The sequence below is a fragment of the Halomonas sp. S3-1-1 genome, assembly GCF_023757625.1.
Lineage (GTDB): Bacteria > Pseudomonadota > Gammaproteobacteria > Pseudomonadales > Halomonadaceae > Vreelandella.
In genome coordinates this window covers 890129-913351 of sequence record NZ_JALGBZ010000001.1, presented here as the reverse complement: position 1 = coordinate 913351, position 23223 = coordinate 890129, and the positions used below count along the sequence as shown (strand labels likewise).

The following is a 23223-nucleotide window of genomic DNA, read 5'->3' as shown; positions in this document are numbered from 1 at the left end:
TAGTATTCATCAGGTCGTACCAGGATATATTTTATTGAATACGGCCTTCAACACCCATAGTTAAAGAACCGAGAATCAACGCAAAAGCGTTATTAATACGCTTCGCCGGCTCCTCGACCATCACCATCACGGCCCACCACGACCTGATTTCGGCCGGCTCGTTTGCCAATGTAGAGCAGCTGATCGGCCTGTTTGATCAAGGACTCGAGATTCTTCCCGTCAGCGTTGGAGGCTGCCACGCCGATCGTCACACTGGGGCCTTGAGTGCCCATTTCGCCCGGAAGTGACAGGTTGGACACCTCCTTTTTCAACCGCTCGGCCACTCTTTGCGCATCGTCGAGGCTGGTGTCGGGCAGCGCCACGATGAACTCCTCGCCGCCAAAGCGCCCGATCACATCCGTTGGGCGCAGGGAGACTTCGCACACTTCGGCGATTTCCGCTAAAACCTTGTCGCCATGGCAGTGGCCGCAGGTGTCGTTGATGCGCTTGAAGTGATCTACATCGATCATGAACAGACTAAAGGGCGTTTGGCCGGACTGGGCGCGTTGCAGCATTTTTCCGGCCAGCTTCATGAAATGACCGCGATTGTTAAGCTTCGTCAGCGCGTCGCGCTCGGCACTCATGCGCAGCTGCTCTTCGAGCAACTTGCCTTTGGTGATCTCTTCATGCAGCGCCTGGTTTTGGTCGCGCTCATCCCGCAGTAGCGCAAACTGGGTGCGCTGCAGCCTCTCTAACCGCAGCAGGGTGAAAAACCCTACAACGTTGGCGATGAATAAAAGAATTGCGGTGCGGATGACATCGACCACATTAGCGTTCGTGAATACCACCAAAGCCGTCAAAAAGCCAAGGGTCAGGTACAGGCTGACCAACGTCACCACGGTCAGCCGATTGGGGATGAGGAGATAGAACGCCAAGGCCGCAACGACGGCCGCGGTAATTTGAGTGGAATAACTTTCAGGGCGTAAGGGCACGATCAAAATGATGCCGGTCGCAATCAGCCATAGCGGTAGCGCGTACCACCCGCTCACGCCACGGCGCCCTCGACCGCGCCGAATTTTGACGGCGATGAGCAAGCAAGCGCTCACGACCGCAAGACGCAGGGCCAAAAGCAGAAAAAACCCAGGAACTGGCCCCAGTAGAAAATAATCCGATAGCACGAAAATGCCATAGGCAAACGCCGCAATGCTCAGGGCCAGACTGTACTCGTTACTCAGGCGCTGCTGAATGGACTGGCGATATATTGATTCCCGGTCAGGGTCGCAGAACTGCCCCGTCAACCAGTGGACGCGATAATGATCCTGCTTTATTCCCAAACCCCCTCCCCGTAACGCTGCCACCTTTTATCGCCGTTAACGGCTCATGGCGCTTTCAAACAGCGCCTGACCCGACGTGTAGCATAACGTTATACCTTGCGATTTTTTGGCCACTCGACACTCAAAACCAAACCTTGCTGAGCTCTAGCGGCTCATTGAACCCCAGACTAAAGGCAGGTACATGTCCTCACGATACCTGGCCTGCCACTGTTTTCAGTCGAATCTTAGCCGGAAACACGGCGTTGTCATACATTTCTCGCGCTGGTTATTTTCAACGCCCTTTTCCGGATTAAAGCGCATTTCAAAAAAGCTGTGAGCCCAGTGACTATCGACATTGCAACCGCTTATTTTGAATGGTTTTCAAGCCTGCCCTTTGCACCAGAAAGCTTTAGCATGCTAACAATACAAATACTTCAATAATGAACGGGAACGATCGCATGGAAGCACTCATTTCGTTACTGCCGCCCATTGTGGCGGTTGCCTTGGCCCTTGCCACCCGCCGGGTCAACGTTTCGCTATTCGTAAGCATCTGGATCGGCGGCTGGCTGGTGGCGGGCAACCCCATCGCCGCCGTAGGGCAAACTTTCGACTGGTTCGCCGAGGTGATGACCGACGAATGGAACGCCCGCTTTCTGGTGCTGGTGGCGCTGCTCGGCGCGGGGGCGGCCTTCATGCATCGTACCGGCGGCTCCCAGGCGTTGGCCCGTGCGCTTGCCAAGCGCATTCACTCCGGGCGGGCCTCGCTGCTGCTCACTTGGGCGCTGGGCGTGGTCATCTTTTTCAACGACTACGTCAATTCCGTCATCGTGGGTAACGCCACGCGCGATTTGACCGCACGCCAGCGCCAGTCCCGCGAGAAGCTTGCCTGGGTGATGGATGCGACCTCCGCGCCCATGGCCACTCTGGGGCCGGTATCGGACTGGATCGGCTATCAGGTCTCGCTGATTGCCGGAGCACTCGTGGGGCTGAGCTTCGCCTCGGCGGAGCCCTATCGGCTCTTTCTGCTGTCGATTCCCTGGAACTTCTACGCCCTGCTCTGCCTGGCCTCCGTGCCGATGATTCTGCTGGCCGGGGATTTCGGCCCCATGGCAAATGCCCAGCGCCGCGCCGAGAAGACCGGAGAGCTGGTAGCGCCCGGCGATACGCCGCTTTCCAACGTGGATGCGGACTTGGGCGAGGTGCCCGAAGGTCGCGGGCGGCTCTGGCACTTTCTGCTGCCGTTGGTGGTGCTGATTAGCGTGGCCTGCTGGGGGCTTTGGTACACCGGCGGCGGCGCCGAGGGCGCAACGCTCATGGACGCGCTGGAGAATACCGACGTGAGCGTGGCACTTTCCTGGGCGGCGTTCGCCATGGTGATGACCGGCATGATCATGGCGCTTTTCCAGCGCCAGACGCTAAAGGACTGTGAAGAAACGCTGCTGGCCGGGTTTCGCACCATGCTGCCAGCCTTGGTGATCATGGTGCTGGCCTGGAGCATCGGCACGGTGACCGGGGCGCTTGGCACCGGCGAACACGTGATCGATGCGACCCGCGACTGGCTCTCGCCCGCCCTTCTGCCGCTGCTGATTTTCTTGATCGCCATGGTGATCTCGTTCGCCACCGGCAGTTCCTGGGGCGCGATGGCGATTCTCACGCCGATTGCCGTGCCGCTGGCATTCGAGCTTTCCAGCGGCGACGTGGCGCTGGTCAGCATGGCCATTGGCGCGATCTTCTCCGGTTCGATCTTCGGCGACCACTGCTCGCCCATTTCCGATACCACGGTAATGGCCTCGATCTTCGCGGGTTCGGATCATATCGCCCACGTGCGCACGCAAATTCCCTACGCGCTGGTGCCTGCCAGCATCAGCGGGCTGCTGTACTTGGCCTCGATGGTAGTCGCGTCGGTGTGGGTACTGCTGGTCGTGGGGCTGGTGGTGCAGTTTGGGGTGTTGATGGCGCTGGGGCGGTTGAGCCAGCGCCAGTACAGAGGATAAACCCTACTTCGGGCGTTTGTTGATCAAACGCCCGCAGTGAGCTCCAACCCGTAAAAGCCGCGAAGCGTTGGAGAAATATTCGGCAACATCGTCTGATGATTCATTATGCGTGGTGGCTCCAAAGCCTTAGCACTTTGATCACTCGCTCATCTTCAAGCACCTGGTAGACCAAACGATGCTGAATATTAATGCGTCGCAAATACGCCCCGGCAAGATCACCAACGGGTTTCTCGAAAGGGGGCGGTTTGCGGTAAGGATCTTCCGCTATCAATGCTAGAAGTTCCCGGGCTTTAGGCTTGAGGCCGCTGGATGCCAACTTTTTGGCATCCTTCTGCGTCTGCCTGATGGAAACCAACGCCCATGTCACCAGTTCGGCTTCCCAAAGCAGTCATCCAAAGGGGTATCCACCTCCTCACACATCCACTCCCGCATACCCGGTACGGAGAGCAGGTAAAGCGTTTCCTGAATGGCCGACCAGTCCTCTTCCGATACCAGCACGGTTTTGCGGTGTCGGATGAAGCGCGTAGTGACACCACTATAGCCTTCGAACCCACCTGCGAACGATGTCTATCGCTTCCTCATCCACAACGAGGCCCAAGTGGGACGCCCCATTAACCGTCTCAACGAGTACGTGCGGTACCAGTGGCTTAACAGTACCCTCGAACTCGGACGCAACGAGTGCTTCGTCCTCTGAACCGGCTACGAGAAGAAGAGGCACTTCTACCGCGCCCAGATCCGTTCTGAAATCCGAGGTGCCGAATCCGGTCATCAGCCTGTATGAATAGGACAGTGTCTCGGAGCCATCGCGATAGTCGGAGGGCAAATCGAATTGCAGCACGTGGACGCCGTTAAAAAGAGTGATTCCAAGGCCATTCAACATGGAAATCGGAATGATCCTGGAGAGATTCGGAGCTGCCCAGCCGCCCGCGTTCTCCCGCACCGTTGGCGCATCGTGACCAAGATACGGAGCGAGCAAAAGATACGCTGATGCAAGATCGCCATGTTTGCCGCCCGCAAAACGTACGGCCAGCCCCCCGCCGGAGGAATGACCACCAACAACGACTGTCTCCAGCCTGTCATTGACCGTCCTAACGTGCGAAATGAAGTCGGCCAGGTCATCTTCCAGTTGCTCGATATAATCGATGTCGCCGCGCTTGACGGGAGACAGGCCATGCCCGCGCATATCTGGCGTATAGACAGTAGCGATTCCCGACTCTGCCAGGGTCTGGGCGAAAAAAGAGAGATACTGGCTGTCGGTTCCGGACCCGTGCACAAGGATGAGCGCGGTATCCGACTCGCTCGGATAGTGCCGATACCATAGACGTGTTTCGTCGCGCGCTTCAAACGCATCACGCGAGGGTATTTCAGATGTAGGCGGCAGTTTCGAAAAAAGGGTCCGAAAATCAAGGCCTGCCGTGTCTGCTCCAGTCGACATGGTGATTAACGCTCCGATCAACGCAACGAAAAGCGGTGCTTTTAACATTAAGCGCCCGACCTGTTTATGCGACGGCTTGATCCGATACACCTCTTTCTTTATCGATGGTGCAGCCATCCAAAATCAATGGGATAACGGCGTATTCAGTCAGAATTCCGGCGAATCATCAAACAAACGGGCAAGCCGCAGCGCCATTTCGAGATTGATCGCACGCCGTTCGTACGGCGATAATTTATCGTTATCGATTATCAACATTTAACACCAATATTAAGCGGCGTCCAGGGAGACGGCCGCCGGCCGCCTGAAATGCACTTGAGTGACTTGTTGGGCGTTAAACCCACCGGCGCACCTTTGCTTCATACTGCCTGTAAGCCTCACCAAACTTTTCCCGCATGTGTCGCTCTTCTGGGACGATTTGGAATCGATTCATATAAATAACAAATGCCGGAAGCAGTACAAGACTTGCTAGATTGCTGAGAAAAATGACCCAGGCACTCAGAACGAGCAAGAACCCAACGTACATCGGGTTTCGACTTATTCGATAGACCCCGCGCACGACAAGGCTGACGGATTGATTTGGCACTCGCGGGTCGACGGTTGTGCCCGCTGAGCGGAATTCCCATACACCAAGTAACGCAAAAGCAATTCCAGTTGCCGCAAACACCTGCGCTACAAGTGGAGAAGCGGACAAAGTGAAACCAAGACTCGGAACAGCTACCGCCAATGTCCACATAAGGCTTGCGGTAAAAAGCACCAGAATAACTGGTGGGATTTTTAGCTCTAATGTCTGCACGATGATCCCTTGAGCATCCAACGCCACAAACAGCGGCGAGCGGTAGCGAGTCCGGCGGCGCTAGCCGCGAACTGGTTTGTTTTGTTAGGCAATTCTATGAACCAAAATCGGCTTCTTCTTGCGATATATAAGCACATAGTTTGCCACGCCCGTTGTTTTCTGCACGATTTAATGGGAAGTCGTATAAATCCAGAAGAAGCTGTTCGATATATTTTGATTTTCTATTGGGCATTTCCAGGAAAGTAAAATAAACGATATTTTCCTCGGTAAATCCTTTGTTTTTAGCATGAGCGTAAATTCTTGCTTTCACTCGCCCCTTACCCACGTATAACGCTTTAGAGTGAAAATTTTCGTGCACTGGACAATAGTCATTTTTCTCCCAAAGCAAATAGACACCACCATCCTTGGAAATTGGCCACTGATTGTCATGCAAGTCGTCAAACCCACAGAACCATCCCATACTGCTATGCGCAAGTTGAGATGCAGTTACATCAAAATTTGTCTCTGACAGAATTATCCTGTCAAATTCCTTTCCTTCCTGACCACAATTACAATCGCATTCTTCGTAACAACTCATAATTGTGCCTAACGCTGCCAGCATGCGCGGCTACGAAATGAAGGCGAAGCCGCAATGCAGTAGGCGTCGCCGTGCCTAGCCTGGTTATGCATGAGCTTCCTCCGGAATCTGAGCCAACAGGTCAGTAACCCCGACATCCATGCCTGCCTGTGATAGCAAAGTAGAGACTTGCCCTCGGTGATGAGTCTGATGGTTAAAGAAATGAAGCACCAGGCTCGAATATCGTTTATTGGCAGCAATCCCCTTGGTGTTTCGGTAGCTTAGAACGAAATCCAAATCACCTTCGGATAGCTCGGCTATCCAGTTGACAATCTGGCGATCCAGCCAGATTCGCTGCTCAGATAGGATACCAATATCTTCGAAGAGTACCTGATCCAGGCTTCCTGGGCTTTGCAGGTCGGCGACCTCCCGCAATGAGTTCAGGCAGGACGGATGAGTCGCAAAACGTTTGAGCCAAATGGTATCGCCAACAAGGATGTGGTTCAGAGTTCCAAGGATGGAGCCAAAAAACGCCCCACGGTCTTTCACCAGATCTGTCGCAGGAAGCTGTCCTGCAGCCGCATAAACCTTCGAGTTCATCCACTGGTTGTAGGAAGCTAGTAATTCAAAGTGTTCTTTTAAGCTCATCTGAGTTCCTTCTCATATATAATCCGAAGGTAACGGGCCGCTTTGGAGCAGAGCCGAAGGCGCCGCGAAAGAGCGGTCCCGTTGACTGCCTGGTTAGTGCTCAAAGATTTACCGTCCAATCGCTGCCAGCCGTTCAATGAATTTCATCACAAGCATCGCGCAGGAGCTGCTATACACCTGTTGCAGTAGGAATTCTAAGTCTTCATGGAAGACTAGCACTTTAGAGTGATCCGCTTCATGAAGCGCTCGAAGGGATGGCAAAACATCCCCAGTCACTAAGGACAACTCCCATTCATGCGCTGCCGCATTCCGTATCCTTCTTATGTGATGACACCTGCTAGCCTCTTCCTGATCTATTAAACGTGCATTAAGGGCTTTATTGATCCGAGCACTGAGAGTCTTTGGAGGCTTACCTACAGCTTCTCCTGCGGATGACGCCCGAGATGCTTTTACCTCAAGCATTTCATCAAGAAGATTATCGAGCATGGAGCCCCAAACGATGACGACGCTACGAAAAGATTGACGTCTATTCTCTCGATTGGCCCCGAGAAGAAATCTCTCAAGACGATGATAGTTTGCAGGAAGCTCAGATTGTGGCAGGGGTTGTGTCGCAGGCTTAGATTCCATCGGTGCAATTTCGCCAAACTCGCCTGAAAGACATCTGACGAAAATTTCTCGCCCGTGAGCTTCTGAGTCGTAGGGAGTGGCAGTAAATGGCACTTCCAAGTGGAGAATGTTAGTTCTCACCAAGCAGTTAATGGTCGTGCGGCCTTCGTTTGCCCACTGCGGGTTCCGAACCGACAGTATTTCAATCTTGATCATCAAGCTCCCAACGTATCCGGCATTGCGGGCGCTAACGCTTGCAGTTGCGGCAGGTACAGAGCGTAGCGTAGTACTTGTCCGACAACCTGCACTTGTTAAATGCCTGTGCCATAACTCGGCCAATCTGGCTCATCTTCACCAAACTCCCAAGTCTTGAGGTGTGCCGCTTTTTTTTCAGAATCAACTTGGTAGGCAACATAGAAACCTTCCCAGAGCTGGCTTGTTGTCCACCAAAGGCCCTGCTTTGAATCAACAGGCTCCCAGCCGGGGATAAAGAAAGTGAAATCCTTTGGCTCTCTGAGCTTCGTCTTCAATTCATCGACGAAGTTTTGGGCTTCTTCCTTGGACGCCATATTCTCCCCCCTCATTTAACGCCAAAAATAAGCGGCGACCCGACAGGGGCGTCCGGTGGACGGCCGCCGGGCCGGGAACGAACTTGATTGATTTGTTAAATGTCATCGCGCCATTCGCTATGCTGACACACCCTATCGTACTCAAGCCATGGCACGTCGTGCGACACCCAAATATGGGCCTCGGGCTTCAAACCGGGGTCATCGTCCAGAGTGGCTACCCGAACAATTACGTGTGGCTGTGCAGGCCTCTCGGCGACCAAATGAGAACCACAGCGTTTGTAGAAATGGCGCAATTTGCCAGGAGATGATTCGAACCTAGAAATTGAGTTGATTCCGCTGAGCCAGCGGAAATTCTCGCGCCTTACTCCCGCAGTGGATGCAAATGGGGCCGCATGGGCTTTACGACAAGTCTTATAGTGACAATGCACAATCGGCATATCCACAGAGTCGAGTTCGTAACTTATCTCGCCACACAAACAGCTTCCCTTCAGCCCTATTGGGGATCTCCTTCTGTACATTTAACGCTTGTGTAAATTGCGCATTGAAGCGCAGCGTAAATGCGTCGATTTGACACACTTGTTATAATTACTAAGTATTGAGCTTAGCTGTTAATATTTTAAAACCAGCGATGCCAAATATAATGGCAAAAAATTCTTCAAACCATCGACGAAGCTTTAAATATACTCTGCGTACTTTAGATATTGAAAATACGTATGCGTAACATTGGAAAATTATTCGGCTTTCCAAGCCAACAACACCTATTACTTTAAATAGGTCCTCTGGAGCTGTATTTGATGGTATGACTATGGCGTATAGTGACCCATAAAATAAAATTGCTTTTGGATTAGTTAAATGAATTGCAACACCTCGAAGATATATCTTCATTAAACAAGAGTGTTGAATACCATTTATTTCCATGTCTTTTTGGTTAATTGCTGAGCGAGCTGCCCTGTAGGCTAAAAATATTAAATAACATGCTCCAACATACCTTACAAGTTCAAACAACCATGCATTTGTGTACATAATAGCGCTAAGGCCAAATGCTGCAGAACACGACCAGAATAAAGACCCAGTTAAAATACCAGCTGCCAGAGTTGCTCCATGTAAACGACCTCGGTTCATAGATGTCCCTGCAATTGATAAAGTGGCTGGGCCAGGGCTAGCAACTACAAAGAAAGCAGCTGTGATAATTAAAATATAATTTATTTCCATTATAAACATCCGATTGAAAAGTAAATTCCAATTTCTTTATTCTAACGCCGCATTAAGGTGTGAGCATCGCTTGGCTATAAAATGCCAAGCGTTGCGAACCACTCTTAAATGCTTTGTTAGCGCTCAGACTATCGCTGCTTCATAAGCGCCACGGCTAACCCTGAAGAAACAAATGTGATACCTGCACCAATATTTAAACATGACATTAATTTAGTCTTACCCCTAAACCACTCGGATAACTGGGACGAAAAAAAACCCATTAAGCTAAAGCCAACAGCTGTTAATATCGCAAACCAAATTCCATAGCCGATCATTTGATTCGTCACTGACCCTAAGCTTGGATTTACAAATTGAGGGACAAAAGCAAGAACAAACATGCCCGGCTTCGGGTTAAGCGCGGCTGATAGAAAGCCAGTGGAAAAAACAACTCGCAAAGATTGTTTTTTTGCAGGTTCTAATGAGAACAGGCTTCTCGAGCGAAGAACCTTTGCGCCCAACCAAATTAAGTATACAGCACCAACTAGTTTAACAACGTAAAACGCTACTTCCGAGGTTTGAATTAGAAGAGTTAGCCCGAAAGTTGCTGCGACAACATGAAATAAGATACCCGCCCCAGAAGACATACCCGACACTACTGCCGCCAACCGCCCTTGACTTAAACCTCGACCAATAGCGAGCAAGTTATCGGGCCCTGGAGAGATGACGAGTAATAAACATGCCAACGTATAAGTAACGAACACTTCTAATGGAAACATAAGACCTCCTTCTTATATGAAAATGGGCGCTAACGCCCTGCTAAGGGATGAGCAACGCAATACCGAAGCCGCTGCAAACCACCTTAATCTCTAAAATCAACGCATAACAAAAATGCCACGCGTTGCGAATCCCTCTTGAGCAGCTTGTTAGGCATCTTGCCGCCACAACCTACTTACCCATTTTGCACCTAATTAACTCCCAAAATGAAAGCATGAAAATAGCTAACGAGAAAACAATATGTAGCGTTGGTATGCTTCTAGACCAGACATCAAGCTCCCCCAAATGAGAATCAAATTCTTTGCCACACAAATGATGACCTTCAATCGTTGTTTCAATTACTAAAGGTGCCCAGAAATAAGTTACCGACATAGCTGTTAACAAAGCAATCAAGGGTGTAATCCATATAAATATTGAATCTCTATTTCTACGAAGAAGTTTGACTATGATGAGAATGAACAGTATTGAGCCATACATTATCGAAGCATAAAAACGCCCATCATCTCCCTGTGTGCAAGTACCCGCAACTGCACCGAGCGAAACCAAAAAACCATACAATAGTATCAATATCGAACTGTACATTTATAACCTTTGATGCCTAACGTTTACAGTACGCGCGGGTTTGTAGTGAAGGCGTAGCCGTAACGGAAAACCCGTCGCTGTGCCTGAGATTGTTAAAAGCCTTCAAGCTGCGACCATTTCAAATCAGCACAAAGACCATCCACATCAGGATATATTACCTTTGGTGTTACTCCGTAAGTGAATAACTGCCACTTTATATCATTAATTTTTTCTTTTGGGATGATGTACTTTTTAATATTTGGAAGACTAAGCTCACTATCAATATTAGGCTGCACTGTAAATACCCCCTGCTGCGCCCTGAGGCGCGGCGTTATGTGGTCAGGCATATAGACTATGGGTCTAGGAATAGTGAAAGGATCGTTTTTAAATGCGTTATCACCATAAAGCCACTCATCATGCTGCAAACAAAATAATGCTGCATCTTCGTCCATATTCTTTTCGACGGCAAAGTACAGTGCAACAAGGGGAGATAAAGTCCAGTCGAGAAGCCTCGTAGGCAAGCCGTAATGCTGAGCGAGTGCAATTAACTCCCATTTCGTCTTGAGCGTTACATCAATGTATTGCTTATACTCTGCCTCAAAGATAGAAAGTGAATTTTTCTCCTTTTTCTCTAAATCAAAACATCGCTCTATAGATTTATTACGATACCTACCTATAGATGGTATAAGCTTGTAAGACTCCTTGGTATGCCCCCGATAGAGCACTCCTCGCTTGCCGAATTTATCGACAACACCAAGAAATTATGCGACCGACTCAATCTTTTGCATATGTCCTTCTAACGTTTACAGCACGCGCCAAATGCGAGCGAGTAGCGAGTATTTGGTCGCCGTGCCTGTGATTGTTGTGTTTTTTACGCGAACCTACCTGGTAACTCTTTGTTGTTGGCAAGTGCGTCAAAAACCTGATCAGGGTCAGACTGACACCAATAGCGAAATACTAGCTTGGCTGCTTGTATGGGGAATGTAGAACCTACTGTACTCGAAGAGAGCACTTTAGGTGATTTCCACTGCTGAGCTATAACACCAAGGTACTGTTTTGGCTCTGCATCCGAATATGCAAACCATGTAGCTTTACCGCCTGATATTTTTGGCAAAGCACACTTCTTGGAGGCTTTAACCAAAAGATCTTCAATGCTCATATCCTCATGCACATAGATTGATACGGCATGTGGCGAAATATCGTCGCCAGCATGAACGCTATAACGATCAACTTCCAGTTTGAGCACTTTGCCTCCTTGAAACATAACGCCGCCAACACGCGCGGCTTTGTAGTGAAGGCGAAGCCGTAACGAAAAGACGTCGCCGTGCTTGGCTTGGTTATGTTTCGCTACTTGCCCTAACAGATGATGTAAGCGTAAACGCCAGTGAGATACCTGCGCCTTCAAAGAGGCTATGTTCAAATTCTTTGAGCTGCTCATATGCACTATTGATATATTCCGGGGTGAGGTGCTGATCCCAGGGACACTCCATAGTAGTGTGAAGCTCTTCCCTAGTACGAACGTTAACGTTTCCTTCGAAAGGCTGGCCATGTGCGATCATGTCGCGCGTTTCCTTCAACTGCCATACCGTTGAAAATGGCTCTGCAGTCTCATCATAAACAAGTCCAGCAACCTCACAAACTTCGTTGACCTTATCCCGGTAAGGACGCCGCTCTCTCCATCCGTGAACTTTCTGATGACCAACGAAATTAACAATTGCTTCCACTGAAAACGCCATCGAAATTATGCAGCTGAGACAATCGAGCGAGATCGCATCCTCGATTCCTTGCGCCACCTTGTCGTTAATGACTTCTCGTTGATAGTGCGCCAAGTTCAGTAAGTCATTGTGAGGATATACTCGAACTCTTGCCATTTCAGACCTACTTTTTTAAACATAACGCCCGCAGCACGCGCGGATTTGTAGTGGAGGCGCAGCCGCAACGAAAAATCCGTCGCTGTGCCTGCGATTGTTAGCCATATCTTCTCCGGGCTCACCATTCCTCCTTCCCGAACAGGGCCTCTCTTTGTGCTTTTTCTTTTGCTATTCGGTTACGAAGCTGTCCACGAAAAATGTCTCGGAGATCTTTCCCGTACTTAGATATCCTCGTCCCCAATTCAGGTTGACCTTCTTCGTGATTGGAAGGCTCGATATCGAACTCGAGCAGACCACATGCTACCGCGATACCCGCGCTGCTAAATGCAACTCGTTGGCTTGGCGGCACACACAAGGCTTTTAGGTCCGAAAGGGGAGCCCTTTCGATGATGTTAGATAAGTCGACGAAGTAGTCGAAGTCGATATCTTCAGTTATGAAATGATCGAAGCACTTGGCCAGGAGCGAGGTCTTTTCAAAAGCATCTATTTTGTTGATAACAATGATCAGATGCTCCCCAACTTTTCGTCGGTATTCCGGATCCTCTTCAATGTTCTTGAGAAAGTCTTGGCGATCTCTTTGGCTAGTCATTTCAAGCGCCACCAGAAACCTAAGCACTTTATGGTGAAATATGCGATCCGAAATTGAACGAGTTACGGAAACGCCCTTAGCGATCCAACCCACCACGGGAATGTCTTTGAGAATACCCTCATCTACTACTTGATCAATCGTGAATTCAAGAATCTCAGCTGGAAGCTCTAGGTCGCCTGACTTTGCGATTGTCAAGGCAAGATTATTCGATAGGCTTTGGCTTTCTTTATCTTTGTTCATGATTGAGCTTTCTACCGTGAGCCTAACAGTGATTATGCAGCCGCTCTGATCAAATCTACCTCATTGATTCTATTGCTAGCAAAGCAAATTTTGGCTGCCTATCCAAAATTCGCGTGCTGTCTCAATTTGCCATTTCCAATAATACTGTATATAAATACACAAATGACGAATACAAAGGGCTATCCTCATGAAACTAATGGATTGGGTTCGGGCTTCCTTGCGGGTGAAACGCTATAGCCTTCCTTCGCATTGATAAAGGCTCGTCTTAACATCGGTGAGGTGGCTCTCGTTTGAGAGGCGCGGCAGAAGGCTTCCCGGCCCGTTTGCTATCGTTGTTCAATGTCGATGCTTCCAGCATAGCAACATGCAGTGCCATCAATCAGGTTGACTCGTAGCACCGCCCACCTCGTGCACCTCCTCTCCTACGCCTTAACACCGCCAGGTAAACGGCCTGTCGAGGTTTGATATTTGCCAACGATGTTGCGGAGTGTGTCTTTGGGTATGTTAACGCTATCTCCGCTGAAACTGACTCAACCGATATATTTGGTCATAAATACACTGTTCGGGTCGCCTACATAATCTTCAAAAGGTGGGCATGACTCGAAGCCAAACGAAGCGTATAGCTTCCTTGCTGGCTCAAAATACTCCATTGAACCGGTTTCCAGGCTCAACCGAACGTACCCATTCCTTTTTGCCTCATTGACGATGTGTGAAAGCAACCGGGATGCAACGCCTTGGCCCAGGTAGCGTTTTGCCGTGCGCATGGATTTGATCTCGCCATGCTCTCGAGAAAGACGTTTCAGGGCGCCGATACCTGCAAGTTGCGAGCCGTCCCATACCGCCCAGAAGGTAATGTTGGGGCTTCGCAACCCGTCCAGATCAAGGGCATGACGACTCTCGGGCGGCGCCGTGGGTGCCATTGAAGCAAGGTGTTCGCTTATCAAGCTGATCACTTCCGGACTCTTTAAATCATCAATGCGTATATCCAAAGCGACTCCTGGACTTAATGGGTGCTCAATATTGTTTGTACGGTTGGCTTCTCAATGTCGATGAACAGCTTGACCAGTTCATTGAGTTGATACCCTCGCTTGAGTAAATCTACCCCATTGATTCTCGAGGGGGCAAAGCAAATCTGAACGTAGCCTTCTTGCATCTCTCCCCGCCCAGCCCTAGACTCGCCGAGACTACTTGCTTGACGGGGTGCCGGTGATATCCGGCTGAGATGGCGCAGGGCGTGCTCTTTTAAGGGTGCCAAGCGCTGGTCCCGCTGAACCTGATCCGGCTAATGCGCTTATTCAAAAAAAGCGCGGGTACCGGCGTAGGGATCAAGCGATGGCGACGGTGCAATGCTTCATTCCCCTTCCGTGCCATTTCCTCGATCTTCTCGCCTGCCCTTCGGATCTCTACCCCGGAGGATATATGGGCTACTGCTTTACCGATCTGACCACCGCCTGCCAGGACGACTGGCGCGCCTACATCGAGCACGATTTCGTGCGCCAGCTGGGCACCGCGTCCTTGGCCGATGAGTCGTTTCGCCACTACTTGAAACAGGATTACCTGTTTCTCATTCACTTTGCCCGCGCCTACGCGCTGGCCGCCTACAAAAGCCCCACGCTTGCCGACCTGCGCCAGGCCCATGAGGGCATGAAAGCGATCGTGGACGTGGAGCTTGGGCTGCATATCGGCTTTTGCCGCGAGTGGGGTATCTCGGAAGAAGATTTGGCGGCGCTCCCCGAGGCGCGGGCAACGATGGCCTACACCCGCTACGTGCTGGATACCGGCAGCCGCGGCGACCTGCTGGACCTGCACGTGGCGCTCGCGCCGTGCCTGGTCGGCTACGGCGAGATCGCCAACTGGCTCAACGCCCAAGGCACCACGGTGCGCGGCGGCGATAATCCGTTCGACGCCTGGATCGCCATGTACGAAGGCGAGGAGTTCCAGGCGGCGATGCGGGCAGAGCTTGAATGGCTGAACGCGCGCTTGGCCGAGGTAACCCCGGCACGCTTTGAAGCGCTTTCAAAAATATTTCGCGATGCCACGCGCCTGGAGATCGACTTCTGGCAGATGGGTCTGGACCTGACCGACTAGCGCGACCCTAACGATAACCATAACGAGAGACTCTCATCATGAGCCGCACCCAGAACTTCCTGGCTGAAACCGCCAAAGTCGACGCCGCCGCCATCGCGCCGCTGCCCGCCTCCACCAAGCGCTATATCGAGGGTTCGCGGGCCGACATTCGCGTGCCGTTTCGCGAAATTACGCTGTCGCCGACCACCACCAGTGGCGCGGCCGAGGAGAACCCGCCGCTGCTGGTCTACGATACCTCCGGCCCTTATACCGACCCCGCCGCGCAGATCGATCTGCGCCAGGGGCTTCCAGAGCTGCGCCGAGCGTGGATCGAGGAGCGCGACGATACCGAATTTCTCGAGGGCTTGACCTCGGAGTACGGCAACCGCCGCGCCAACGACCCCATGCTTGCCCAGCTGCGGTTTGATCTCAAGCGCACGCCGCGGCGGGCGAAAGCAGGCCAAAACGTGACGCAGCTTCACTACGCCCGCCAGGGGATCGTCACTCCGGAGATGGAGTTCATCGCCATTCGCGAGAATCAGCGCCGCCAAACGCTTGGAACGGCGGAAGTTGAGCGCATTCTGAGCCACCAGCACCGCGGCCAGAACTTTGGCGCCAGCATTCCCGAGGAGATCACCCCGGAATTCGTGCGCGACGAGGTGGCCCGCGGCCGGGCGATCATTCCCAACAACATCAACCACCCGGAAAGCGAGCCGATGATCATCGGACGCAACTTCCTGGTGAAGATCAACGGCAACCTGGGCAACTCGGCGGTGACCTCCTCCATCGAAGAGGAGGTCGACAAGATGACCTGGGGCATCCGCTGGGGCGCGGATACCATCATGGATCTTTCCACCGGCCAGAACATTCACGAAACCCGCGAGTGGATCATCCGCAACGCCCCGGTGCCCATCGGCACCGTGCCCATCTACCAGGCGCTGGAGAAGGTCAACGGCGTGGCAGAAAACCTCACCTGGGAGGTGTTCCGCGACACGTTGATCGAGCAGGCGGAACAGGGCGTGGACTACTTCACCATCCACGCAGGCGTTTTGCTGCGCTACGTGCCGCTGACCGCGAATCGTGTCACCGGCATCGTCAGCCGCGGTGGCTCCATCATGGCGAAGTGGTGCCTCTATCACCATCAGGAGAGCTTCCTGTATACCCACTTCGAGGAGATCTGCGAGATCTGCAAGCAGTACGACGTGGCGTTTTCACTCGGCGACGGCCTGCGCCCGGGCTCGATTGCCGACGCCAACGACGAAGCGCAGATGGCGGAGCTGAAAACCCTGGGCGAGCTGACCCACATCGCCTGGAAGCACGACGTGCAGGTGATGATCGAAGGCCCCGGCCACGTACCCATGCATCTGGTGAAGGAGAACATGGACAAGCAGCTCGAGTACTGCGACGAGGCGCCCTTCTATACGCTCGGACCGCTGGTGACCGATATCGCGCCCGGTTACGATCACATCACCTCCGGCATCGGGGCGGCGATGATCGGCTGGTTCGGCTGCGCGATGCTCTGCTACGTGACGCCGAAGGAACACCTGGGCCTGCCCAACAAGGAGGATGTCAAAACCGGCATCATCACCTACAAGATTGCCGCCCACGCGGCGGATCTCGCCAAGGGCCACCCGGCAGCGCAGCGCCGTGACAACGCGCTCTCGAAAGCGCGCTTCGAGTTCCGCTGGGAAGACCAGTTCAACCTGGGGCTGGACCCGGACACCGCGCGGGAATATCACGATGAAACCCTGCCCAAGGATTCGGCGAAGGTGGCGCACTTTTGCTCCATGTGCGGGCCGAAGTTCTGCTCGATGAAGATCAGCCAGGAAGTGCGCGATACCTACAAGGATCGCGACCCGGTCAGTGAAGCGCAGCAAGGCATGGAAGAGCAGGCGGAGAAATTCCGCCGCGAAGGAAGCGCGCTCTACCAGAAGGTGTAGCGCCAGGCGCCACGCCGAATGCCCCTGACCGTTAGCGCGGTCGGGGGCATTTTTTTAAAGGTGCATGCCCCCGTCGTGCATCAGGCGGGTTATGCTTTTAAACCGCTACTCCCATCAGCCAACGTGTACACGCTAGTGGATTTAACATGATGAAAAAAGTACCGCTGTTCACCTCCCTCGCGCTGCTGGTTGGCGGCGCAAGCCTCGATGCTCAGGCCGCCGAGACCGATATGCTCGGCTATATTCCGGCCAACGCCCCCTACTTCATGGCCACGCGGGAGACGCTGGACCAGCAAGAGGTTTTCGAGTTTTATCAGCGCACGATGCTGCTGGGCGATGGGCTCGAGCGAGACCTGGAGATGCTGCGCGAGCAGCGGCGAAATGAGCCTAACGAGCAGGCGCAGGCCTTTTTGTCGCTGATGATCGCGCTGGGCGAAGAGTTCGAAGACGTTGACACGCTGGCGGACTTTCACGCTCGCGGCATCAACGTTTCGCCGAACGTCGCGCTTTACGGGCTGGGCATTTTGCCGGTGATGCGCTTCGAGCTGGAAGACGAAGCGGCGTTTCGCGATACCTTCGAGCGAGTGGTGGAGCGGGCGGGACTTGAGCCGCGCACCGGCCGTGTCGAAGGCACCGACTACTGGCGGATCACGCCGGAAGACGACGTCGAACTCATGCTCGCCATCGTCGACGGCCAAGCGCTGGTCTCCTTGATACCCGGGGATGCCAGCGACGAGCTACTCGCCCAAATACTTGGCAAGCGCTTGCCGGATGAGAGCATGGAAGACTCCGGCGAGCTTGCCGAGATCGAGCGCCGCTACGGCTTCACGCCGCTGGGCACGGGGCAGATCCGGACCGCGCGGGTGTTGAGTGAGCTCGGCTCGCCCAGCCACCCCGCGACGCGCGCGCTGCTGGATGCCCTCGGCGAAGAGCCGCTGGATCTGAGCGCTTGCCAAGCCGATATCGACCGTTTGACCGGGCGCTTTCCCGGCCTGACGGTGGGCTCGCGCGCGTACGATTTGAGGGGCCGCTCGGAGGTCAACATGATTGTACAAACCGACGACGAGATCGTGCGCGACCTTCGCCGGCTGGTGACACCGGTGCCGGGGCTGGGCCAGCGAGAAGGGTTGGCAAGCTTCGGGCTGGGGCTCGACCTGCCGGTGCTTTTGGAGCTCGCCGACACCTACGCGCGCCAAATTCGCGAGGCGCCGTTTAGCTGCGACGACCTCCAGGAGCTTAACACCCTGTGGGACGAGACCAGCGCGCTGACGAGCGACCCGATGGCGATGATGATCGCCCCGGCGCTTTCGGGGCTCAATACGCGTATCGATCGGATCTACCTTGCCAAGGGCGACCCCATGGCCACAGGGCTTTTGACCCTGGCGTCATCGAATCCCTTAACGCTATTGGAAAACGCCGCCGCCTTCCTGCCTGAGCTCAACGAGGTTGCGCTCACACCCAACGGCGAGCCCCAGCGTATCAAGAGCCGCCAATTGCCTCCCCAGGTATCGAGCCTTTACGCGGCAATGTCGGAATCGGCGCTGGCCCTGGGCGTTGGCCTCGATGACCCGGCAGAAGTAACACGCGGGCTACGTGCGCCGGCCGCCGATGACGACCTGCTGCTGAATATCTTCGCGACCGGTGATCTTTACACGGCCCTGGCGGACCTGCTGACCAAATCGCCCCAGGAAAACGTCTCGGAAGACGACATCGAATGGCTTAATCATTATGGGGAGATCTACGACAGCCTGGAAGTGCGGGTATCGGTGGGTGATGCGGGGCTTGAAACGAGCTTTGCCATCGAGATGGCCGATTGAGCGGGCTTGAACAAATGGTTCGCGAGCATCAAACTTAGAAAGCAAAACAGGGGCCCGAAGGCCCCTGTTTAATATTTTGACGGTGTCGTTACTTCTTGGCAGCGTCTTTCAGCTCGCCTTTACCTTTTTGCGCTTCGCCTTTTGCCTGCTGAGCGTGACCCTTGGCTTCGGTCTTATCGCTGCCGGTGGCTTTACCCACGGCTTCCTTCACTTTGCCAGCGGCCTTGTTAGCAGCACCTTTCGCTTTGTCTTCGTTTGCACCTGACATGATGATTACCTCTAATCCGTTAGTAGGAAATACGCTGCATGCGAGGAAGACGTCGATGTCTATCAGCAGTGCAGGTATTTCTTAGAGTAGACGGTGCGAAAAAAGTTGCCTCAATTTCTTTTTGGCAGCGCAGTGGCCGTCCAGACATTGAGCAAGGAGTGAAGGCACGACATTACCATCAGCGTGATCGCCAGCGCCACGAACATGGAGGAGAACCGATAAAGGGCACTATAAACAAGGTCCTGGCTCGGCCCGAGCGACTGGCCGAACAAAATACCCAGCGTCGTCATACCACCAAATCCGACGCCGGAGCCACCGGCTTCGCGCACGTGTTCGCGAGCAAAAAGCATCAATCCCAACCAGTAAATCATGATCACCAGCAAAAAGTGGTGGCTCTGACTGTAAAGCAGAAGCTGAATCAAAAGCGCCATATTACAGCCCAAAAGCGTGCCGATGATGCGCCTGATCGATGACACCTGGGCGCCGGCATAGCCCATCGCGAACAGCACTAGCACCGTCGCCATCTGCGCGGAGAGCGAATCGCGCAGATCGAACGTCTGAAACACGACAAACGATAGCGTGGCGGTAATGCCGCCCAGCAGCGTTTCATGACGAATCTGCGCAGCGGTTTTCTCCGCGCGTGGCGGCGGCTGTCGCGGCGAGACGTCAGGAAAGAGCGTGTGCATGAGCATGGCGATGATCACCGCCAGCACGCTCGCCAGCAGGTTCGCGGTCAAAAGTTCGCTCAGATCCACGCCTGGGTAGCTTGCGAAGTGCAGCAGGATACTGAGCGTGACCACGCCGTTGGCCGCGTACAGAAACAGTGGCCCTTTCGCCATCAGGTTGAAGCGAAACAAAAAGATACCCAGCACCACCAGCGTCATCACCACCGGCATATGCTGCAAAAGGCCGATGATCAGGCTGACCTCGACCACGTTGAAAGCGGCGTTGCCCAGAAACTGGCGGATGATCCCGGCGTTGAGCAGCGGCACCATGCCGAGCAGAAACATCGGAAACACGGTAAAGAAAACGCCGTAGTTCCAGCCCATCAGCTTGCTGATCACAAAGCCAATCGTGGCTCCACCGGCGACCCGCAGACACTGGCGCAGGCCGTTTTCATCGAGAATCGCCGCGCGAGGGCTTTTCGCAGGCGACCCTGCACCGCGTTTTCCACTCCAGGGCATGATCGACCAAGCGCGACGGCGGCTCTGGCCGGTCGGTGAACCGGCCGGTACGGTTTTCGGGCCGCTCGTGCCAGTGGGCTCGGACGGCTCAGTAGACACAGGGTCAGTAGACATAGTGCAGCCAGCTGATCAAGTGCACCTGCAGCCAGGCGAACGGGGGCGCCAGCGTATGCTCGCCGGGTAGAAGCTGAACGCTGGCCCTGGCGCCGCTCGGCGGCATCTGCTCGAGCGGCGCGTCGAGTGCTACGTGCAGGCGCAGGCGCTGAGCATCGCGCACCCAGCGGTCAGAGGTGGGAATATCCGCGAGCTGGCCGTTGGCGCTGACCTGCCCCTCGCGCACACCGGCATCCAGCGCCGTCACGTGGCCGGCGAAAATATGGCCGGGCAGCGCGTCCAGCACGACCTTCGCTTCATCGCCCACGCGCACGTGGCGCAGGCTCTTTTCACGAAAGTCCGCCACGATGTCAGCACCGTTACCGACCAGCGCCAGCACCGGCTGGCTCGCCTGAACGTAGTCGCCGGCCTGAAGCTGCAGGTTGGTCACCTGCCCCGCCTCGAAGGCGCGCACCTCGGTGCGCTCCAAATCCAATCGGGCGTTGGCCAGCGCATTGCGGGCCTGGCGCAGGCGCAGGTTGGCATCCCCTTCTTCACCAAGCTGCGCCTCGAGGCTGGTGATCTTCGCTTCGGCGGCGCGCACGTCGGCGTTGGCGGTATTCGCCGCCGATACCCGCTGCTCGTACTGCTGGCGCGAAATGCTCTGGCGCCCCACCAGCGACTGCGCGCGCTCGCGTTCGCTGTTGAGCTCGCTCGCGCTTGCCCGGGCAGCGCTGAGTGAAGCCCGCGCTGCGGCCAGGTCGGCCTGCAAGCGGTCGTTCTCCCGGGCGGCCTGCTCGACGTCGAGCTGGGCTTTCTCCACGGCGATTTCGTAGGGCGCGGCGTCGAGGCGAAACAGCACGTCGCCCTTCTCGACGAACTGGTGATCGCGTACGACCACTTCGACCACCGGTGCGCTGAGCTCCGGGGCGATGCGCGTAACCGGGCGCATGATGCGCGCCTGCGGGGTCAACGGCATGAAGCTGTCGGCCACCAGAAAATAGACGAACAAAAGAGCAAAGGCAGCCAAAGCTACCCTTACCCATCGGGTAAAGCGCTGATCGGGAGACATCGGAATTCACTCATCAAAAAACCCCGGCGTGGCCGGGGTCTGTTCAAACAATGCCTTAGCTTACACCATTATTAGCATGCTAACAATATACTCGATTTTCGTTCGCCCATAAAAACCCCACCGCGTGGGTGGGGTTCTGAGTCGCTGCGTTGACGATGACTAAACCGTTTAGAAGCGGTAGCGAAGACCGACGCTTGCCGCGTCGAAGTCGTAGGCGGACTCGTCGAGGTAGCGCATGTAATCGGCATTGATCGCCAGGTTCGGGGCGATATCCACTTCCGCGCCGCCGCCGTAGGAGAAGCCGCTTTCACGGTCCAGGTCGAAGTCCACTTCCGTCATACCCGCCAAGCCGTAAAGGCGTACGTTGGGTGCAATGGGTGCGATCCCCTTGGCGTAGATACCGGCCAGGTAGTCGAGCTCGGCGCCGCCGTCGGAGCCGCCGGTACCCAAATGGCCTTCCAGCGCGAAGTAGTCGTTGAACTGAGAACCACCGCGGATGCGCAGGCCCACGTCGTCGCGCGAAGAGCCGCGCTCCGGGTCCAGGCTCCAGAACATGGCATCGCCGCCGATGTAGCCTTGCGGATAGTTAAAAGACTGCGCTTGGGCCGATGCCGCGAACGTACCTGCACCCAGCAAAACGGCAGAGGTGAGTGATAAAACGGTCATCTTCATAGGGAGTACCTCAGTTAAAAAACAGTGTTTCCTTACGCATTCAAGTGTGACCAAACCCGACGCAAAACGCAAATGATCAGCGCACTTTCGAAAGGCTGAGAATTACGATCCCCCCCACCACGACCGCCCCACCCAGCAGTTGAACCGGCCCAAGTGTTTGTCCCAAAACAAAATATCCGAACACCAATGAGGCCACCGGCTCGATGTTCATGACCGGCGCATTGCGCGCCATATCCAGGCGCGGCACGCAGATCAAAAGCGTCGAAAAGCCGGCGCCATACAAAAACGCCAGCAGCACGAGCCCGGTCCAGCCCTGGGAGTTTTCCGGCAGATCCATCCCGCCCGGAACGACCCCCAGCGCGGCGCCGGCGAGCATGGCGATAAACACCGTCTGCATGGTCAGAAGGCTTCTTAGCGTGCTGCCCACTCCGGAAAGCCGGTGCTCGGTGACCCAGAGAGCGCTTGCGAACACGAACGCCGAGAGCAACCCAAAACCGATGCCCAGCGTCCAATCACTTCCCAGCGCCTCGGCCTGTATCAGCCAAGCGGGAATGTCGAGCACCACCAGCAACCCTAGCAGGATGATGCCCATGATGACGCACTGGCGAAATGTCGGCCTGGGCCCGCCTAAAAGCCAGGTCAGCAGCGCAAGCTGAATGGGAAAGGTGTTGGTCAGCAGCAGCGCGATGACCACTGGAAGCCGCGCCACCGCCGAGTAGAGCGCCAGGCTCTGCACCGTAATCAAGGCACCGACCATCAGCTGCCAGGGCCAGGTGCGCCTAGGCAGCCAAAGCCGCTTGCGCTTGAGAATGACCAGCGTGAGCAAAATGCTACACGCCACCCCGGAGCGCGTCAGTATGGCCAGCAAGAGGCCGGTTCCATTGTCGAAAGCGAGCCGCGCCGAGACGTGATTGGCCGCGAACATGCAGGCCACGGTGACCAGCAGCGCAATGGCAAGGTGTCGCGGCAGAGGCGAAGACGTCGTTTGCAT

26 protein-coding genes and 1 riboswitch are annotated in these 23223 nt (G+C 54.5%); of the genes, 4 read left to right on the top strand and 22 right to left on the bottom strand.

Translation table 11 applies throughout. From position 1 onward, the window contains the following. Nucleotides 1-92: 92 nt before the first annotated feature. Nucleotides 93-1313, bottom strand: a complete 1221-nt coding sequence (locus MQW23_RS04325; protein ID WP_252106584.1) for a GGDEF domain-containing protein — start codon at nt 1311-1313, stop codon at nt 93-95. 437 nt (nt 1314-1750) lie between these two features. On the opposite strand from MQW23_RS04325, the gene MQW23_RS04320 reads away from it, so the two are divergent. Further along, a complete protein-coding gene (locus MQW23_RS04320; protein WP_252106583.1) occupies nt 1751-3286 on the top strand; it encodes a Na+/H+ antiporter NhaC family protein in 1536 nt (511 codons plus the stop codon). A gap of 103 nt (nt 3287-3389) precedes the next feature. On the opposite strand, the gene MQW23_RS04315 is transcribed toward MQW23_RS04320, so the two are convergent. The 16 genes from MQW23_RS04315 to MQW23_RS04235 form a co-directional block, all read right to left on the bottom strand. Beyond that, nucleotides 3390-3653, bottom strand: a complete 264-nt coding sequence (locus tag MQW23_RS04315; RefSeq protein ID WP_252106582.1) for a Txe/YoeB family addiction module toxin — start codon at nt 3651-3653, stop codon at nt 3390-3392. Continuing rightward, nucleotides 3650-3784 (bottom strand): type II toxin-antitoxin system Phd/YefM family antitoxin, encoded by a 135-nt coding sequence (locus MQW23_RS04310; RefSeq protein WP_442908576.1) that lies wholly within the window; start codon nt 3782-3784, stop codon nt 3650-3652. Before MQW23_RS04310 ends, MQW23_RS04315 begins: the two co-directional genes overlap by 4 nt. Nucleotides 3785-3821: 37 nt before the next feature. Next, nucleotides 3822-4838, bottom strand: coding sequence for an alpha/beta hydrolase (locus tag MQW23_RS04305; protein WP_252106581.1), 1017 nt, complete (start codon nt 4836-4838; stop codon nt 3822-3824). A 214-nt stretch (nt 4839-5052) separates the two neighbouring features. After that, complete coding sequence (locus MQW23_RS04300; RefSeq protein ID WP_252106580.1) at nt 5053-5514, bottom strand: methyltransferase family protein; 462 nt, start codon at nt 5512-5514, stop codon at nt 5053-5055. Between the two features lie 94 nt (nt 5515-5608). Further along, nucleotides 5609-6115: a hypothetical protein gene (locus MQW23_RS04295; protein WP_252106579.1), complete on the bottom strand. Its 507-nt coding sequence runs from the start codon at nt 6113-6115 to the stop codon at nt 5609-5611. Between the two features lie 60 nt (nt 6116-6175). Next, a complete protein-coding gene (locus MQW23_RS04290; RefSeq protein WP_252106578.1) occupies nt 6176-6718 on the bottom strand; it encodes a DinB family protein in 543 nt (180 codons plus the stop codon). 108 nt (nt 6719-6826) lie between these two features. Next, complete coding sequence (locus MQW23_RS04285; RefSeq protein ID WP_252106577.1) at nt 6827-7540, bottom strand: DUF4145 domain-containing protein; 714 nt, start codon at nt 7538-7540, stop codon at nt 6827-6829. Nucleotides 7541-7635: 95 nt separating this feature from the next. Then, the gene (locus tag MQW23_RS04280; RefSeq protein WP_252106576.1) at nt 7636-7893 is read right to left on the bottom strand and encodes a hypothetical protein; all 258 of its coding nucleotides are present in this window, start codon (nt 7891-7893) and stop codon (nt 7636-7638) included. A gap of 95 nt (nt 7894-7988) precedes the next feature. Continuing rightward, on the bottom strand, nt 7989-8411 hold the full coding sequence (locus MQW23_RS04275) for a GFA family protein (RefSeq protein WP_442908575.1): 423 nt from the start codon (nt 8409-8411) through the stop codon (nt 7989-7991). 70 nt (nt 8412-8481) lie between these two features. Then, complete coding sequence (locus tag MQW23_RS04270; protein WP_252106575.1) at nt 8482-9105, bottom strand: LysE family translocator; 624 nt, start codon at nt 9103-9105, stop codon at nt 8482-8484. A 128-nt stretch (nt 9106-9233) separates the two neighbouring features. Beyond that, nucleotides 9234-9860, bottom strand: a complete 627-nt coding sequence (locus tag MQW23_RS04265; protein ID WP_252106574.1) for a LysE family translocator — start codon at nt 9858-9860, stop codon at nt 9234-9236. 672 nt (nt 9861-10532) lie between these two features. Next, nucleotides 10533-11144, bottom strand: coding sequence for an FRG domain-containing protein (locus tag MQW23_RS04255; RefSeq protein WP_252106572.1), 612 nt, complete (start codon nt 11142-11144; stop codon nt 10533-10535). Between the two features lie 146 nt (nt 11145-11290). Further along, entirely contained in the window at nt 11291-11665 is a 375-nt protein-coding gene (locus tag MQW23_RS04250; RefSeq protein WP_252106571.1) for a hypothetical protein, read from the bottom strand. A gap of 91 nt (nt 11666-11756) precedes the next feature. After that, entirely contained in the window at nt 11757-12248 is a 492-nt protein-coding gene (locus tag MQW23_RS04245) for a hypothetical protein (RefSeq protein ID WP_252106570.1), read from the bottom strand. A 160-nt stretch (nt 12249-12408) separates the two neighbouring features. Beyond that, nucleotides 12409-13119 (bottom strand): hypothetical protein, encoded by a 711-nt coding sequence (locus MQW23_RS04240; RefSeq protein WP_252106569.1) that lies wholly within the window; start codon nt 13117-13119, stop codon nt 12409-12411. 530 nt (nt 13120-13649) lie between these two features. Further along, nucleotides 13650-14108 (bottom strand): GNAT family N-acetyltransferase, encoded by a 459-nt coding sequence (locus tag MQW23_RS04235; RefSeq protein ID WP_252106568.1) that lies wholly within the window; start codon nt 14106-14108, stop codon nt 13650-13652. Between the two features lie 197 nt (nt 14109-14305). Then, nucleotides 14306-14461: riboswitch (TPP riboswitch) on the top strand. 77 nt (nt 14462-14538) lie between these two features. On the opposite strand from MQW23_RS04235, the gene tenA reads away from it, so the two are divergent. The 3 genes from tenA (at nt 14539) to MQW23_RS04220 (ending at nt 18943) form a co-directional block, all read left to right on the top strand. Then, the gene (gene tenA / locus MQW23_RS04230; RefSeq protein WP_252106744.1) at nt 14539-15207 is read left to right on the top strand and encodes a thiaminase II; all 669 of its coding nucleotides are present in this window, start codon (nt 14539-14541) and stop codon (nt 15205-15207) included. Nucleotides 15208-15245: 38 nt separating this feature from the next. Continuing rightward, a complete protein-coding gene (thiC, locus tag MQW23_RS04225; RefSeq protein ID WP_252106567.1) occupies nt 15246-17126 on the top strand; it encodes a phosphomethylpyrimidine synthase ThiC in 1881 nt (626 codons plus the stop codon). A gap of 146 nt (nt 17127-17272) precedes the next feature. Further along, entirely contained in the window at nt 17273-18943 is a 1671-nt protein-coding gene (locus tag MQW23_RS04220; protein WP_252106566.1) for a hypothetical protein, read from the top strand. A gap of 88 nt (nt 18944-19031) precedes the next feature. Here the strand turns inward: MQW23_RS04220 and MQW23_RS04215 are convergent, their stop codons facing one another. From MQW23_RS04215 to MQW23_RS04195, 5 genes are all read right to left on the bottom strand, one after another. Beyond that, entirely contained in the window at nt 19032-19211 is a 180-nt protein-coding gene (locus MQW23_RS04215; protein WP_252106565.1) for a CsbD family protein, read from the bottom strand. Nucleotides 19212-19321: 110 nt separating this feature from the next. After that, nucleotides 19322-20395, bottom strand: coding sequence for a DUF2955 domain-containing protein (locus MQW23_RS04210; protein WP_252106743.1), 1074 nt, complete (start codon nt 20393-20395; stop codon nt 19322-19324). Nucleotides 20396-20498: 103 nt separating this feature from the next. Continuing rightward, nucleotides 20499-21560 (bottom strand): HlyD family secretion protein, encoded by a 1062-nt coding sequence (locus MQW23_RS04205; protein WP_252106564.1) that lies wholly within the window; start codon nt 21558-21560, stop codon nt 20499-20501. A gap of 168 nt (nt 21561-21728) precedes the next feature. Continuing rightward, nucleotides 21729-22232, bottom strand: a complete 504-nt coding sequence (locus MQW23_RS04200; protein ID WP_252106563.1) for a porin family protein — start codon at nt 22230-22232, stop codon at nt 21729-21731. 76 nt (nt 22233-22308) lie between these two features. Continuing rightward, entirely contained in the window at nt 22309-23223 is a 915-nt protein-coding gene (locus MQW23_RS04195; protein ID WP_252106562.1) for an EamA family transporter, read from the bottom strand.